Consider the following 15,447-nt stretch of genomic DNA (forward strand, 5'->3'; position numbering starts at 1 on the left):
CCTTAAGATTTTTTTGTCGAAGGATTACGAAGATCATCGAACTTTGAAATAAAATATTTAATTATAATCCATGCCAGAAAAAAAATAAAGAAAAATAATTTTCGACAGAAGGGAATTCGATCTCCATGTCGAAAATGTTAAGGGACAAGAAAAAAATGTTATTTTCGAATAGCAGATATAATTAAGGAGGAAGCAGCCAGTGCAGAATATTGAAGTGTTGTTGGCCGATGATAACAGGGAGTTTACGAATTTGCTTTCCGAATACATTTCTGAACAAGAAGATATGACGGTAACGGGTATCGCCTACAATGGTGAAGAAGTGCTTCAAATGCTAAGCGAAGCACGCAAAGTTCCCGATGTCCTTATTCTTGATATCATCATGCCACATTTAGACGGTCTGGGTGTCTTGGAACGTCTGCGTGATATGGATCTGAATCCTCAACCGAAGATCATCATGCTGACCGCTTTTGGTCAGGAGAACATCACTCAAAGAGCTGTACAGCTTGGTGCATCCTATTATATTTTGAAACCGTTCGATATGGAGGTCCTGGCAAATCGTGTACGTCAGCTTGTAGGGGTCCAAGGCAGCATGAGCTCATCCTCTAACATGTACAACTATTCGTCGACGTCCAGATCGAATGTAGTGCCGCTTACGAAGGGCAAGAATCTTGATGCTAACATTACCTCGATCATCCATGAAATCGGTGTTCCAGCACATATCAAGGGCTATCAGTACCTGCGCGAAGCGATCACCATGGTATATAACAATATCGAGATCCTTGGTGCGATTACAAAAACACTTTATCCAGCCATAGCAGAGAAATTCAAGACCACGCCTTCACGCGTAGAACGTGCGATTCGCCATGCGATTGAAGTGGCTTGGACCCGTGGCAACATCGACTCCATCAGCCATTTATTCGGCTACACCATTAATATCTCCAAATCTAAGCCTACTAACTCGGAATTTATTGCCATGGTAGCCGACAAGCTGCGGATTGAGCATAAGGTTAGTTGAAAGGGTTAGGGGCAGTGCGTGGTAAGGGATTGTGGGTTGCTGGAAGGTGTTTAGGCTAAAACGATTTTCCTATAAACTTCTTTTTGGGTAATTTAAAGCCAATCAATTTCTTACTTGTATATGTATAAATTTCACTCCTTTATTGGGTTCGTTAAATCCAATGGAGGAGTGTTTGTTTATGATTTTTTTGAATTTCAGAGTTAACTTTCTTCAATAGAGTTGATTATAGAGATTATCTAGCATCTGATAAAACAAATATTTTATCTATAAGGAGACATATGAACTTGAAGAAATATTGGGAGTGTGAAATGTGAAAAAAATATTATTGATTTGTATAATGTTGATATTGATGCTAGCATCGGCATGTGGAAAAGTTGAAATGACATCAAATCCAAATACTTCTAGTGAGCCTAAACCTGATTCGGATGAGTCTATTATTCCAAAAAATACATCCGTATATTGTGCTCAGGAAAGTAAAAATTTGGATAGTGAAACTGAAAAATATTTCTATGGAACTTGGAAAGTTGAGAAGCTTTTAGGATTTGCAAATTCATATAATGATGCTTCTGAATATCCAACAGGACAAAAAATTATTGGTGATGAAATTATCATCAAAAAAGACTTTTTCTCATCCAAAGGACTTAAAAACTATAGTGTTTATCAATATGAACTAAAAAAACCATTATATGAGATTACAGCGACATGTTATAACTCTGACTCTTTTTATAGATTATATAAAATAGATATCCCAGACTTAAATATAAATGATTTATTAAAAGTAATAAATATAAGTGACCCTTCTACAAACCTTGGAATACCTTTAAGTTTTTTTGTTGTTAATAACGATAGGCTTATCTTGTTATCAGAGGCAACTATTTTTGAGCTTAAAAAAATTTCTGATTAAATGAATGCGATTCTGAAAATGCCCGTATCAAATCAATGCAGTAAAAAGACACTGAGATCTTAATCATCAGTGTCTTTTTTATATACATTTTCCCACCAGAGGGTTGTAGTTTAAAGCAGCTTAATCAGCTCTTCTAGCTCGTCAACCATACCTTTTGCAAGTTCAAAATTATTGTCTTTTAAAGCTAATTCTATTTTCATTTCAACTGCTTTTTTATTTTGTTCATTTTCTAAATAATCTTTATCAAAATGATTGGCATAAATCATCTTTCTGAATTTTCGCATACTCATTTTTCTAATCGTCTTATCGTCAATGATTAATACATAATCCATACCATTTACTACAGAATAGAAATCATGAGAAATCATGAGAATCGCACCTTTATAGTCTTCAATGGCTTTCTCCAGTGCGATTTGTGTATAGGTGTCCAAATGGCTTGTCGGTTCATCAAGAAGCAATAAGTTTGCTCTGCTAGCAGAAACTTTTGCCAATTGCAGTATATTTTTTTCGCCACCAGATAAAGATTCTATCTTTTGATTAAGAATTTCTCCTTCAAAGCCATAGTTTGAAAGATGTGCTCTAATCTCGTCATAAGTTGCAAACCCAGCATCGATGAAGTCTTCTAGTATGGTATTAGAATCCTTTAGTACTTCGTCTTGAAGCTGAGAAAGATAAGCCACTTTAATATCAGCATTTATTTCAATTGAATCATGATTATTTTTAAAGATATCTCGGAGTAAAGTCGTTTTCCCGGTACCGTTTGGACCGATAAGGGCTACTTTATCTGTAGGTTTCATCTCAAAGTTAACATTTTCTAAAATCAACTCATCAAAGGAAACACTATAATTATTCACATTTAAAACAGTGATGTCTCCTTCTATTTCATTGTCCACACCAAAACTGATTTTCGGTTGCTTAATATCAACGAATGGCGCTTTAATTTTTCGCGCTTCCAATCTTTCTTGAAACTTAACCCTAGCTTTTAACGCTCTCCCTCTAGATGCTTCTGAATTATAGGTTGCGATCGCTCTAAGATTATCTATAATGTCGTCGTATCTCTCAATTTCTTCTTGTTCAGCGACAGCGATTTCTTGTAACTCAATTTTCGTCTGAAGTAATGAGAAGTTATACTCAATATATCGCCCATCGAACTCTTGGATCTCCATGTTTTCAAGGTGTATAATTTTGTTAAAACAATGATTCAATAGATAACGGTTATGCGTAACAACTAGCAGTATTCCTTTGTGAGCATTAATAAGATTTTTAAGTGCATTTAGGTTTTCAAAATCTAAAAATACATCGGGCTCATCCATAATCATTAAGTCTGGACTAGTCAGCATTTCCTTCATCACTTGAATAAGCTTGAATTCCCCACCACTTAGGTCAGATACCCTAGCATCTTTTAGTTTCAAAAGGTTGGCTAAATTTAGTTTCTTATTAATATTGCTTTCAAAATCATTTCCATCCATTAAATCAAAGGCATCTAGAGCTAATTGATACTTTTCGAGTAATGAATCAATATCTGAGGATGTTTCCATCTCAGTGAGAATAGCTGTTATTTCATTCTGAATCTTAATAAATTCTTCTCCTATATATTCAAAAACGGTTGTTTCTTTAGATTTGTCTAGTTGCGAAAACTGACTTACATACCCAATTTTGCAGGTTGGGTCCATCTCTAGCTTGCCTTCGAACAAATATTTTTCTGGATCCATCAGTATATCGATCAGTGTACTTTTACCACTGCCACTTGTTCCTATAAAAGCGCAATGTTGTGCTTCTTCTAACGTAAATGAAATGTTTTTATATAGTTCTTTTTGCGGAAATGCGAAGGATAAGTTATCAACTTTTATCATAGTATTACCTTTCTTTATAACTAAATTAGTGAATATGAATAGAAGGATTGAAGATCATAGATTTTGAGTTTACCGTTGATAGAGTAACACTGTTTACAGCTAACATCAATCATTTCGAATTAAAGTTGTTCGTGAAATCGAAAAATCCAACTTAGAACAATTGGATCACGCCTGTCCAGATGGCGTTTTATAGCTAGATTACATATGGCCAGTAGTTGAGTTGGCTGTGGCAGAGTCTCTTAGTATATCTTTCATGTTACGAATATATTGGTTATAATTGGAAGGATAATAAGCTCAGGAGGTTCGTAGATATGAAGAAGAAAATAGTAGGGATTGTAGCAGCGGCGCTGTTACTTGGTGGTTCAATAGGATTCGCAGCAAGCTCGTCTTTAATTGGCGCTAAAGTTTCCGGAATGTATACTATAAAACAAGCCGGAAAGAAGATTGCAGATGCGATTGTAGTAAATAACTCGGCCTACGTACCTGTGCGCACGATGTCCGAAGCGACAGGAGCAGGGCTGACGGTTGAAGGAAAGACGATAATATTGGAGAGTAAGGAGACTGAGAAGGCGCTGAAAGCAAGTATTGCAGCGGCTAAACTCCGGGAAAGATTAGCAGGGGCAGAATCAAGCGTTCAAGTTCTCAAGGAAGCCATCCAACTGGCGGAAACTACTGCGGCCGACCTCACAAGCGCAGCAGACCAAGAGGCTCAAAGAAACTATATCGCCGAGTTGAATAAACGTGTTGCCTTCATGGAAACAGAAATTGCGCAGCTCAAGGAGCAGCTCGGCGAATAATAAATGAATAATGATGAAGAGTCCCGCCGTTACTGATGCGGCACGTTCGACGATGAAATTGGCCGTGCACTTGCGGATTAACGCCGAGTGAAATGTCCGACATAGGCGTAGATAGTGGCTGAAACAGTAACAAGTAAATAAATTTTCTTAGCGATTCTTCAATGATCTGAAGAATCGTTTTTTTGTAATGACGGGAGAGTTTGTTTTCTTCGAACAAATGGATGATAATAAAGGAATGAGCTAGGCTAATCGCATGACATCGTTTTTATAAACTACATAACTTTATACCCTAAAAGCGAGGCGTAACGAAATGAATACATCTGAGTTTCAACAGTATGTGAAGAAGTTCAGTGAAACCAAAGGTTTTGACACGAGCTCCATTGAGCAGAGAATGCTGTACTTAATGACTGAGGTGGGGGAATTGTCCAAAGAGGTGTTATCCGTATCCTTCGACCCCGGTGCAGAGAAGAAAGAAAACTTGGGATTTGAGATGTACGACGTGGTGTGGAATATTTTTGATCTGGCCAATAAACTGGATATTGATCTAGAGCAGGCATTTAAACGTAAGCTGGAAATCAATGAACAGAGATCATGGGAGTAATACAAAAAAATCCAAGGACATCCCGCTCGGGAAGCCTTGGATTTTTTGATCTAAATTTTTTATTTAAATGAAGCATAACCTTCATCAGCCATTACAACACTACCGTTAATTGCACTAGCTTCTGGCAAGGAGAGTAAGTATACAGTGTCTGCAACTTGTTCAGGCAATGTTAATTTGTTACCCATTACTTTGCTCTTCATCTGGTCGACCATTCCTTGATCTTTATATCCTTGGATAATTGGCGTATCTACAGCGCCTGGAGCAACGGCAAGCACGCGGATGCCATGAACGGACATTTCAAGTGCTGCGGATTTAGTCATCATAATGACCGCACCTTTGGAGGCGTGATATGCGAATGTACCTGGGGAAGCTAGGAATCCAAATACAGAAGCTGTATTGATAATGACCCCTTTAATGCTGAGCTCACGCATCTTTTTACCTGCTGCGATAATACCGTGGGCAACACCGTGCTGATTGACATTAATAACACTATGATAATCCTTAAGGTCTTGGTCTAGTACAGGAGTGACGCGGCCGATCCCGGCATTGTTGAACATAACGTCAATTCTTCCATATGTGGCAACGGTTTTCTCAACCAGTGCTTCTACCTCTTCGTATTTTGAAACATCCGTTTTGACGAAAATAGCTTCGCCACCATCCTTGATAATCTGTGCGACCGTTTCTTCACCTAATTGTTGATTGAAATCGGCAACGACCACTTGATCACCTTTACTTGCAAATTTAAATGCGGTTTGTTTCCCGATTCCACTGGCTCCACCTGTAATTACGGCTACTCTTTTGTCTGTCATTTGGGACTCCTCCTCGAGAAATATAGTTATACTAGAAATATAGGTTCATAAGGTGAAAAGGTTATTTACTAACTTATTTACATTGTAGCACTTGTCTAAATTAATTAAAATTTAAGTAAATTTAATAGATGTTAAGTAAATATTAACTTAGGGAGTGATTCAAATGAATTTAGAGCAATGCGAGAATATCGTAGAAGTCGCAAAAATTGGTTCACTAACCAAAGCTGCTCAGAATCGTCATATCACCCTGTCTGCCATAAGCCAGTCCATAACACTGCTGGAAGCAGAGCTTGGAGTTACTTTGTTCATTCGTTCACGAGGCCAACGAGCAGTTCCCACAGCAGAGGGACAAGCCATTATCAGCAAAGCAAATGAAGTCTTGATGAAAGTAAATGAATTAAAAGCTGAAGCACAGATCTACAGCGATGCGCTTAGTGGTCATTTGAAGATTGCTACGATTCCGGGACCCATGCATCTAATTGTGAAGGTCATATCCGGTTTTAAAGCGGATTTTCCAAATGTGAAAATAGAGATTTTTGAAAAGGGACCTAAAGAAATTCTGGATAATGTGCTTCAGGATGAAATGGATATCGGACTGATGGTCTCGCCAGAGGGCTTATCAGAGAAACATAAAGGGGTCGTATTCGAGGAATTAATGGAAGGTAAGATTGTTGTAGGCGTACATCCTCAATCACCACTAGCTTTAAATACAATAATTACGCCCGAACAGTTAGTAGGCCAGACGTTGGTTTTATACGATGATCATTACATACAGGACTTTGTGGAGCGTTATTTACTGAAAGTTGGGCCAATGAATATTCTTTTTACAAGCAATAACACCCGTGCCATTGATAATGCAGTTGCGTCAGGACTCGCGATCACGATTGGGATGGATTATTCTTTTCTAAAAACATTTGAGGGTTCTCAGAAGATCATGAAGACGATCGAGCTACGATCACCAGATCATAATACTCCGGGGTCCATTGTTTCAGCTTCTAAACAAGGATCGAAAACGGTCAGAAGATTTATCAACAGGTTGAAACATGAATTTGAGGAAGGGATTAGAAGAAGTTAACAGTATGCCTTGGTAAATTTTATCTAACCTTTACGCTTCCTAGTTAATATAAACCCTATGATGTTGTCCAAGCTCAGATCGTTATTAGGACAGCCAAGTGGGGAGGATGTCAACACAGTGAGAAGGTATCTAAGGCAAATTAATGTGGCAGTTATTTTTGTTTTGTTGATTTCGTTGTTGCAGCCGGGAGTATTTGTTCACGCTTCCATTTCTGATTTACCAGCAACAAACTACGGAACCGTTATTGATGTACGGCAAACAGAGCTTGCACCTGGGGCGATGTACACCTGGATGGATCTTCAGAATGAACGTGGTTTACAAAAGATACATGCAGTGGAGTTCAACCCAGGGCAAGGCCATTTAGAACTGCGGGCAGGTACGAAGGATGGAAAGGTATACGGTATGAAGGGTGTTACAGAAATGGCCGCTTATGCGGATTCGCCTGGAAACCGAGTGATCGCAGGGATTAACGGTGATTTCTATGAAATCTCCGGTTTTGCTACGGGTGTTCCAAATGGATTATTTATGGATGATGGTGTAATCCTGAACAGTTCAATTTCAGCTTTTACTTTCGGTTTAAAAGAAGATGGCAGCTCGATTTATGGGGTGCCGAAGCTGACCAAGAACGTAACGATTAATGGAAAAACAACTAATCTAACCAGCATCAACCGTTATCGAAATACGAATGAGCTGGTTCTTTATACGGAAGATTATAATACAACTACAAAGTCGACCAATGAGGGTGACGAGGTTGTTCTAGATATTGTGGAGGGAGAAGTGAAGAGCGGTCAGACCTTGAAGTTGAAGGTATCTGAGATTCGCAACAATCAAGGCAATACGCAGCTTACAAAAGGAAAAGTAGTTTTGTCTGCTAACGGAACGTCTCGTGCTGTTCTGCAGGGGTTATCGGTTGGCGATAACGTTACTGCGACCTTTGTGCTTAGCGGAGAATGGAATGATGTGAAGGTAGCCATTGGCGGCGAAGGACCGCTGGTAAAAGACGGAGTAGTTCAACAAGGTATAGGGCCTTTAGGAATTCATCCACGTACAGCCATTGGGACAAAAGCGGACGGAAGTCTCGTTCTATTCGAAGTGGATGGAAGATCTCCAGGTTTTAGCGAAGGTGTAGATACGGATGAGCTTGGCTACATTCTGAAGGATATGGGCGTAGTGAACGCCATGAATCTGGATGGTGGCGGCTCTTCTACTTTTGTGGCCAGAATGCCGGGTGCATCTGGTGTCAAAATGATGAATCAGGGCTCTGATGGCTATGAACGTAAAACCGGCAACGGTTTGCTGGTCGTCAACACAGCCCCAGAGCAATCTACAGCTTCTAAGCTGGTTGTGCAGCCGAATGCGGAACGTATTTTGCAGGGCTCCAGCTTTATGTTCAAAGCAGCAGGAGTGGACGAGAACGGCCATCCGGCACCTTATTCGGGTACGCTGAATTGGCAGGTGGACGCTGACCTTGGTACTGTCGATGCGAACGGAGTCTTCACCGCAGGAACCACTGCCGGCACAGGAACGGTACTTGTAGAGGCGGGGGCAGTCAAAGGCAGTGGGGAAATCGAAGTCGTGGATAAGCTCACAGACCTTAGGTTTCCTGATGAGATCAAAACTTATTCTTCAGGTGCTGCTGCGCAATTAACTGTGAAGGCGCTACGTAATGGACAGGTAATTCAAGCCGACAACCATAGTTTTGAATGGCGGGTTGAGGGCGAGATCGGAACTGTAGATGAGAAAGGTCTGTTTCAAGCGACGAGTGAAAACGGGAAGAACGGGAAGATTTATGCTAAGTACGGGGACGCCCAGACCGCTTTTGAAGTAAATGTAGGGTTAACGCCTGTAATGCTGGAGGATTTTGAGAATGGCATTGATAATTATATTGCCTCCAGTGCAGCAGCTAACAGTGTGACGATTCAGGAAGTGACGGATCAGGATTTTGTCCGTAATGGGGATAAAGCCTTAAAGCTGGAATATGATTTTGTTAATAAAACAGGCACATCGGGTGCTTATTTAGCCGCAAGCTCAACTGCCAATCGGATTCAGATTCCGGGGTATCCTGAGAAAATCAGTATGTGGATCTACGGAGATGGCAAAAAGCACTGGCTGCGGGGACAAATTCGTGATGGCAATAATGCGGCAGTGCCCGTGGATTTTACCGATCAGGTAAATGGTGTGAACTGGAAAGGTTGGAAATACGTCGAAGTATCCGTGCCTAAGGGGAAAGCCACCCCGTTAACGATGGATATGCCTGTTCGCTATATGGAGACAAGCAATCTTAACAAGAGCGCAGGTGCAATTTACGTTGATGATATTCGTGCCATTTATGGTCCGATAGAGGAGGATAGAACACCTCCTGTGCTTAAAGATGCCTATCCTGGCGTGAACGAAATTATCAAAACAGCTACGCCGACCCTTTCCGTCAATGGTGAGGATGATGGTTATGATCCTGTGGTGCATCCGGGAACGACCTTAATCGATCCGGACAAAACACGAGTGTATGTGGACGATCAATTAGTGGAGCATGGCTTTTATCCTCCAAAAGGTCAAATCACCTATAAACCAAAGGTTCCGCTCACAGAAGGCCGTCATAAAGTAAAAGTTGCCATTCGCGATTTGAGCGGTAACCAGACGATAAAAGAATGGTATTTCACAGTGAATTTGGGCTCTCCATTCTATGTGTACAATACACCAGAAGCCGTTTATGCCGGGAACACTTACACTTTGGACGTAACGGCTGAGAAAGCGGGCAAGCTGAAGGAAGGAAATATTACGTTTGCTTTTAATCCGGCTGCAGTTAAAGATTTGCAGGTAATTCGTGGGGATAAGGTATCAGAAACGCAAATGGAGTCAATCATTGATCCAGCTTTGGGCACTGTGCGTCTTAACCTAACGAATATCAATTCCTCCAATCTACGAGATACGGATCTCATCGGACAAATTCAATATACGGTTCGAAATGATTATGTGGGTCCCTTTACTCAGGAGCAGCTCGCTGGGGATACAAGCAAACCTTTTGTAATTGAAAATACATCCGGATCTGTAACTTCGACAGAAGGTACCGGGGTTCCTATTTCTTTTATTGGAGCGGCTGTTGAATCTGTTGTAAAGACACAGTTGATGCTCACTTGGAACCATTATGATCTTGCGAAGGGCTTTGATGCGTCTTTTGTGGTAAAAGATCTGAATGGAAGTGTTGTTGAAGGTGCGAAACTGCTTTTCGATGGATTGGAAGTACAAGGCGCAACTTCAGGGGGAAGTGGGACACTTACTACTGGCCTTGTCACTTCAGCAGAAGGAACTTTTAAATTGCAGGCGGTAAAAGGAAATACCTATAGTCCTGTAATGATGTTCAAGGTAGCTCCATATGACGGTACTGCTGCCCCGCGTAATGTTAATGTTACGATGGGCCAGGATGCGGCGACTTCTCGCCAGTTTACTTGGCAGACAGAACCGCTAACCGTGAATACTGTAGTAGAACTTGTGGAAAAAGCAGAGTTCACAAGCTTTCAAGCCGTGAATGTAAGAAAAATTACCGGCAACAGTTCAATTTACAACACCAACAATGATGGAACGATGCGAGTCCATAAAGCGGAAGCAGTAGGGCTTATCCCTGGAACCGAATATGTATATCGTGTGGGGGATGGGGAGTCAAATGTAAGTGAGCAAGGAATCTTCGTTACAAGCGGAGGGGAGAGCGCTTCTACAAAATTCCTGTTTATCGGAGATTCTCAAGCAGATTCTAAAGCGGGATTTGGTCTTTGGGGCAATACGATTGAGGCTGCTTTTGCCTATATGCCGGATGCTGAAATGCTGGTCCACGCTGGAGATATGGTGGATAAAGGCTTTGAACAAGAGCAATGGAACTGGTGGTTTGATGCAGCCCAAAAGCAGTTGATGAATACCACGCTTGTTCCGATTATTGGGAACCATGAAGTGATGGGAACCAATGGCGATGGGGATTACCTGGCGCAATTCAATAACCCGCAAAACGGTGCGGCGAGCGTAAAAGGTACGAATTATTCTTTTGACATTCAGGATACACATTTTGTGGTTATGAATACAGAGCATTCAGGTGCTCCGTTCACTGAACAGGCAGAGTGGCTGGATCAGGATCTATCCGCTACAGATAAAAAGTGGAAGGTGATTTTTTTCCATCAAGGGCCCTATGGCAGCATCTATTCGAATGAACAGGTGCAAGCAAAGTGGGTGCCGGTGTTCGATAAGCATAATGTGGATCTAGTGATGAACGGTCATGATCATATTTACTTGCGAACTTTTCCAATGAAGGATGGTAAGCAGGTAGCAGAAGGCGAAGGCACACGATATGTTATCGGCGGTTCCTCCGGTCCTAAGTTCTATGCGCTGACGCCACGTTTTTGGCAGGAAAAAATATATGACGAAGATGAGCAAATCTATACGGCTGTTGAGATTGGGAAGAACGAGATTACGGTTACGGCAAGAACGGTAGACGGTGTAGAAATTGACCGTTTAGTGATCGGAAATTTTGTTCCAAAATCCATTACGCTGGATCAAACAGCTGTTGAGCTTGAGCCTGGTGCTAGTCTGCAATTGCAAGCTAAGGTAGTGCCGGATGAGGCTAATCATCTGACAAAACTTTGGTCCATCGTTCCTGATAGGGCAGAATCAGTAGTTACCGTAGATGGAAATGGCTTGGTTACAGCGCTAAAATCAGGGACAGCTAAGGTGAGAGTCACAGTGGCAGGTTACCCGAATATTTTTGCGGAAAGTAAGATAACTGTAGATGCGCTGCAAGCGATTAAGCTTCAGGGCAAAGGACAACTTAAACCAGCAGAGGTCGACCAGACTGTCACCGAAGCTGTCTATGCATCCGGTAAACGAATTCCAATATTGGATGGACTTCATTATTCCAGCTCGAATGAGCATATTGCTACAATCAATGAACAGGGCTTGGTCCAGGCTCATCAGGAAGGCTCTACTGTGATCTCAGTAACCTACAGGGAGTTCGCCTCGGAGTATAGTCTCGTCGTAACAAATGATGAGGCTCCTATTCTTACAGAAATAACGATAAAAGGGCCGGATTCGCTGGAACAAGGAAATAAAGGCTCCGTTGTTGTTCAGGCGGTATATAGTGACGGAAGCAAGCAAGAATTGGTCGAGGGCGTAAGGTATGATACATCTGATCATTCCATTGCAATGATTAGTGAGAATGGGAAGCTTCATGCATTGAGTGCTGGTATAACAAAAGTCAGCGCTGTTTATAAGGGGTTCAGCACTGAATATATTTTGAAAGTGACTGAGAGCACGCCAGGTACGACTCCGACACCAAGCCCAGGGCCAACACCGGAACCAACACCAAGCCCAGGGCCAACACCAGGAGGCTGGGTGCCGGGACCTGCGGTGACAGCAACGCCGACTGCAACATCGACTCCGTCGGCATCTGCACAAGCGGGTGTAGTAACCATAACAGCCTCTCAACTGTCAGAGAACAAGAATGCTCAAGGTGAAGTTGTGGTTTCTGTTGACGGAGCGGTTACGGAGTTGCTTTTACCAGGCAATGCTGCAGAGCTACTTGGACGCGCACCGCTTAGAGTGGTTATGCAGGATTTAACCGTTACGCTTCCTGCTACAGTACTGGCTGAACTGAGTAAGGTAATCTCAGCTGAAGCTCTTGCCAAGAGTACGATTTCACTACGGTTGAACACGTTAGCTAGTAATACAGCCGTGGATCTGTTAGATCGTGCAGGTACACTAGCTGGAGCACAATTGAGAGCGAAAAGTGATCTGCGAGATTGGTCGCTCAGCATCCTCACAGAAAATGGCCAGTCCTTCTCATTAAGACAGTTTGCAGAGCCGATCACGATTTCATATAAGGTCGGTGCGACTGTAGAGCAAAGCTTACTGGGTATTTATTTTATGGATGATGCTGGTAAGTTAGAGTATATGAGCAGTACATGGATGAATGGTTATCTATCTGCTGCTGTCAGTCATTTTAGTAAATACGTTGTATTAGAATATGACAAAACATTCAATGATCTGAAGCCGGATCACTGGGCTTACCTTGCTGTGAAGCAGCTTGCGGCAAAACAGCTTGTACAGGGGGTAGCTGTGGATCGTTTTGATCCAAACCGTGCGGTTACACGTGCGGAGTTTGCAGCGATGTTAGTCCGTGCGCTTGGTTTAAAAGGTCAGGCAGGAGCTGGTTTCCCTGATGTACCTGCTGATAAATGGTATGCAGAAGCAGTAGGGTTAGCAAAACAAGCTGGAATTGTTAACGGTCAGACCGCTTTACTGTTTGAACCGGATGCCAGGATCTCTCGTCAAGAGATGTCAGCGATGCTGGCTCGTGCATATGCATACGCCAAGAACAGCGTATCTGTAGCTAGTCTTAACGTTTCAGCATTTAATGATATTGGCACTGCACCACAATGGGCTCAAGAGGCTATCAGCGAGGTGTACAGACTTGGATTGATGCAGGGACGTGCTGTAGAGCAATTTGCTCCGAAGCAAAACGGCACACGTGCCGAAAGTGCACAGATGATCCTCAATCTGTTGAGTGTTATGGAGTAACGATTATGGCCAGTTCCAGGTTGTTGGGACTGGCTGTTTTTTTTACAAATTGGATTAGCTGGAAGCACACAATGGTTCGCAGACAGTAGATGGTCTGGGATCGTTAGGGACTGTATTGCAGCTATTTCAACTTTTTGGTCTCTTTTTCCAAGTTTTCGGACATCACAACTCTTATTGTCATACTTTTGCACCGAACCGTAGTATATTTTAATGAACAGTTGCATCTGAGTCCAATAGCTGAGTGAAATGGCATAAATCAGCTTAATAAGGTCTTCTCGGTCCGATACGCTGTAATTGCCAACCAACGATTACAATCCAGAGCCTGGTAGATGAGTATCAAATCTTCTCCAATCTTTTGGAAATGTAGTATTATATTGGGTTTTTGGTACTGAGAATCACCCTTCAGAGGCAACTAATTACTAGTATTAATTGTTATAAGCCAACACAAATTGTTATGTTGTGTTATGATAGTAGGGAGGTGACTCCCATGAATGATTTTGAGAACTATCCCGATGAGCTGGGTAATTTCATTCGGCACATCAGAAAGACGAGAGGGTTAACCTTAAGAGGACTGGAAGAAAAGAGCGGCATAAGTTACTCACAGCTTAGCAAGATCGAGCGTGGAGAGAGTATTCCGCTAAAAGACAATCTGGACAAGATCATCGAAGCACTTGGAACAGATCTGAAGAATCGGATGTATCATTTGGCAGACTATATGCCAGATATTGAATATATCAAGACCTTAAAGCATGGTTATGAGCTGCCACAGCTTAAACAGTCTCAGGACTACATTTATGAGACGGCATTTAACAAGCTTAAGGAATTCAGGGCAAAGGAAGGTAAAGAAACATCTTACGTTTCCTTTGATTCTAATGAAGTCATAGTTTATGAAACGGAATATGGGGCAGGAATGGTAATAGAGAAGATTGAGAAATACAATCTTACCGACGTCCTGAACGATAAGTTTGAGGGTTGCCTCGACTCCTTAAGAAAGAGCCCTCGGAAAGGGCGTCAAGCCTTTCTATTTGGCGAGTGGTTACGGGAGTGCGTTTATGAGCTGAAGGAAGAAGAACAGGATCAGGTCATACAAGCGCTCAAAGAATTTACGCAATTTAAAGTACAACAGATAAAGGGTGCTTATAAATAATGTATGTTTCATAAATGATCTCAAAAATGAATAATGTTGCCCTTTCTTGCAGCCATCTATTCATCTTGATCCATAAACTAACAACTAAAAATGGTTTGACAGAAAAGGGGATATTAATAATGAAAATTAACATGAAGTTTACCAGCAAGGGAAAAGTCGCTATAGAGAATTTTAATAACGAGGAATTGCTGGAGATCTTCGCACGATACATCAAGACATTATCCAAAAAGTATGATATCGAAGTTGATGTTCCTCTTGAAGAGAATCAAAATATTGTTGGTGATGGCGCTGTAATTGCTACTGCACAAAATGTGAAATGCGATGTAGAAACATTTTTCAAAGAGCTGGGTAGAGATATTAAAGTTCCTTTGAAGAAAAGACTTGGCGGAAAATTGGAAAATGTATTTAAAACGGAAATTACGGAGTAGAAGATTACTCTATTTCAGGGAGTAGTCCTTACTGAACATAAAGAAGGTAGGGCCTTCAGGAGGCTCTACCTTCTTTATGTTGATGATGTTAACATGAAGACAATCTAGAGAACACTCGCAGTGAAGCCATAGGAAGTTATATAATTATGTCATAATTTTCGAATTAATTTTTGTATGGGGATGTTATGATTTTTTAGTTTGTATGAGATCTCTACTGTCTAAGATCTCTCTAACAATCTCTATGAAATCTGGTAAAGCTTGTG

10 protein-coding genes are annotated in these 15,447 nt (G+C 41.5%); 8 read left to right on the forward strand and 2 right to left on the reverse strand.

Going from position 1 to position 15,447, the window contains the following annotated elements:
• Positions 1 to 199 precede the first annotated feature (199 nt).
• A complete protein-coding gene (gene spo0A, locus ACWNM1_RS15065) occupies positions 200 to 1,015 on the forward strand; it encodes a sporulation transcription factor Spo0A (RefSeq protein WP_042129795.1) in 816 nt (271 codons plus the stop codon).
• A 310-nt stretch (positions 1,016 to 1,325) separates the two neighbouring features.
• Positions 1,326 to 1,919: a hypothetical protein gene (locus tag ACWNM1_RS15070; protein ID WP_449601554.1), complete on the forward strand. Its 594-nt coding sequence runs from the start codon at positions 1,326 to 1,328 to the stop codon at positions 1,917 to 1,919.
• 110 nt (positions 1,920 to 2,029) lie between these two features.
• Here ACWNM1_RS15070 and ACWNM1_RS15075 read toward each other — a convergent pair whose 3' ends face one another.
• Complete coding sequence (locus ACWNM1_RS15075; protein ID WP_449601555.1) at positions 2,030 to 3,772, reverse strand: ABC-F family ATP-binding cassette domain-containing protein; 1,743 nt, start codon at positions 3,770 to 3,772, stop codon at positions 2,030 to 2,032.
• Positions 3,773 to 4,083: 311 nt separating this feature from the next.
• Between ACWNM1_RS15075 and ACWNM1_RS15080 the strand changes: the two genes are divergently transcribed.
• Both ACWNM1_RS15080 and ACWNM1_RS15085 read left to right on the forward strand, forming a co-directional pair.
• Positions 4,084 to 4,569, forward strand: a complete 486-nt coding sequence (locus tag ACWNM1_RS15080) for a hypothetical protein (RefSeq protein WP_449601556.1) — start codon at positions 4,084 to 4,086, stop codon at positions 4,567 to 4,569.
• Between the two features lie 310 nt (positions 4,570 to 4,879).
• The gene (locus ACWNM1_RS15085) at positions 4,880 to 5,170 is read left to right on the forward strand and encodes a MazG nucleotide pyrophosphohydrolase domain-containing protein (protein WP_042190426.1); all 291 of its coding nucleotides are present in this window, start codon (positions 4,880 to 4,882) and stop codon (positions 5,168 to 5,170) included.
• A 59-nt stretch (positions 5,171 to 5,229) separates the two neighbouring features.
• On the opposite strand, the gene ACWNM1_RS15090 is transcribed toward ACWNM1_RS15085, so the two are convergent.
• Positions 5,230 to 5,979, reverse strand: coding sequence for an SDR family NAD(P)-dependent oxidoreductase (locus ACWNM1_RS15090; protein ID WP_449601557.1), 750 nt, complete (start codon positions 5,977 to 5,979; stop codon positions 5,230 to 5,232).
• Between the two features lie 163 nt (positions 5,980 to 6,142).
• Here ACWNM1_RS15090 and ACWNM1_RS15095 point away from each other — a divergent pair, with 163 nt between their 5' ends.
• From ACWNM1_RS15095 to ACWNM1_RS15110, 4 genes are all read left to right on the forward strand, one after another.
• Positions 6,143 to 7,054 (forward strand): LysR family transcriptional regulator, encoded by a 912-nt coding sequence (locus tag ACWNM1_RS15095; RefSeq protein ID WP_149646761.1) that lies wholly within the window; start codon positions 6,143 to 6,145, stop codon positions 7,052 to 7,054.
• A 117-nt stretch (positions 7,055 to 7,171) separates the two neighbouring features.
• Positions 7,172 to 13,609, forward strand: coding sequence for a phosphodiester glycosidase family protein (locus tag ACWNM1_RS15100; protein WP_449601558.1), 6,438 nt, complete (start codon positions 7,172 to 7,174; stop codon positions 13,607 to 13,609).
• 487 nt (positions 13,610 to 14,096) lie between these two features.
• Positions 14,097 to 14,756: a helix-turn-helix domain-containing protein gene (locus ACWNM1_RS15105; RefSeq protein ID WP_042190416.1), complete on the forward strand. Its 660-nt coding sequence runs from the start codon at positions 14,097 to 14,099 to the stop codon at positions 14,754 to 14,756.
• A 119-nt stretch (positions 14,757 to 14,875) separates the two neighbouring features.
• Positions 14,876 to 15,184 carry a hypothetical protein gene (locus tag ACWNM1_RS15110; RefSeq protein WP_042190413.1) on the forward strand — a complete coding sequence of 103 codons (309 nt, stop codon included), beginning with the start codon at positions 14,876 to 14,878 and terminating at the stop codon, positions 15,182 to 15,184.
• The last annotated feature ends 263 nt before the right edge of the window (positions 15,185 to 15,447 follow it).

The sequence above is a fragment of the Paenibacillus sp. Marseille-Q9583 genome, assembly GCF_976954365.1.

What these genes read in the sequence shown, in the direction of transcription:
- ACWNM1_RS15075 (WP_449601555.1), bottom strand. Translation starts at nt 3,772, where the DNA reads ATGATAAAAGTTGATAACTTATCCTTCGCATTTCCGCAAAAAGAACTA.
- ACWNM1_RS15080 (WP_449601556.1), top strand. Translation starts at nt 4,084, where the DNA reads ATGAAGAAGAAAATAGTAGGGATTGTAGCAGCGGCGCTGTTACTTGGT.
- ACWNM1_RS15085 (WP_042190426.1), top strand. Translation starts at nt 4,880, where the DNA reads ATGAATACATCTGAGTTTCAACAGTATGTGAAGAAGTTCAGTGAAACC.
- ACWNM1_RS15090 (WP_449601557.1), bottom strand. Translation starts at nt 5,979, where the DNA reads ATGACAGACAAAAGAGTAGCCGTAATTACAGGTGGAGCCAGTGGAATC.
- ACWNM1_RS15095 (WP_149646761.1), top strand. Translation starts at nt 6,143, where the DNA reads ATGAATTTAGAGCAATGCGAGAATATCGTAGAAGTCGCAAAAATTGGT.
- ACWNM1_RS15105 (WP_042190416.1), top strand. Translation starts at nt 14,097, where the DNA reads ATGAATGATTTTGAGAACTATCCCGATGAGCTGGGTAATTTCATTCGG.
- ACWNM1_RS15110 (WP_042190413.1), top strand. Translation starts at nt 14,876, where the DNA reads ATGAAAATTAACATGAAGTTTACCAGCAAGGGAAAAGTCGCTATAGAG.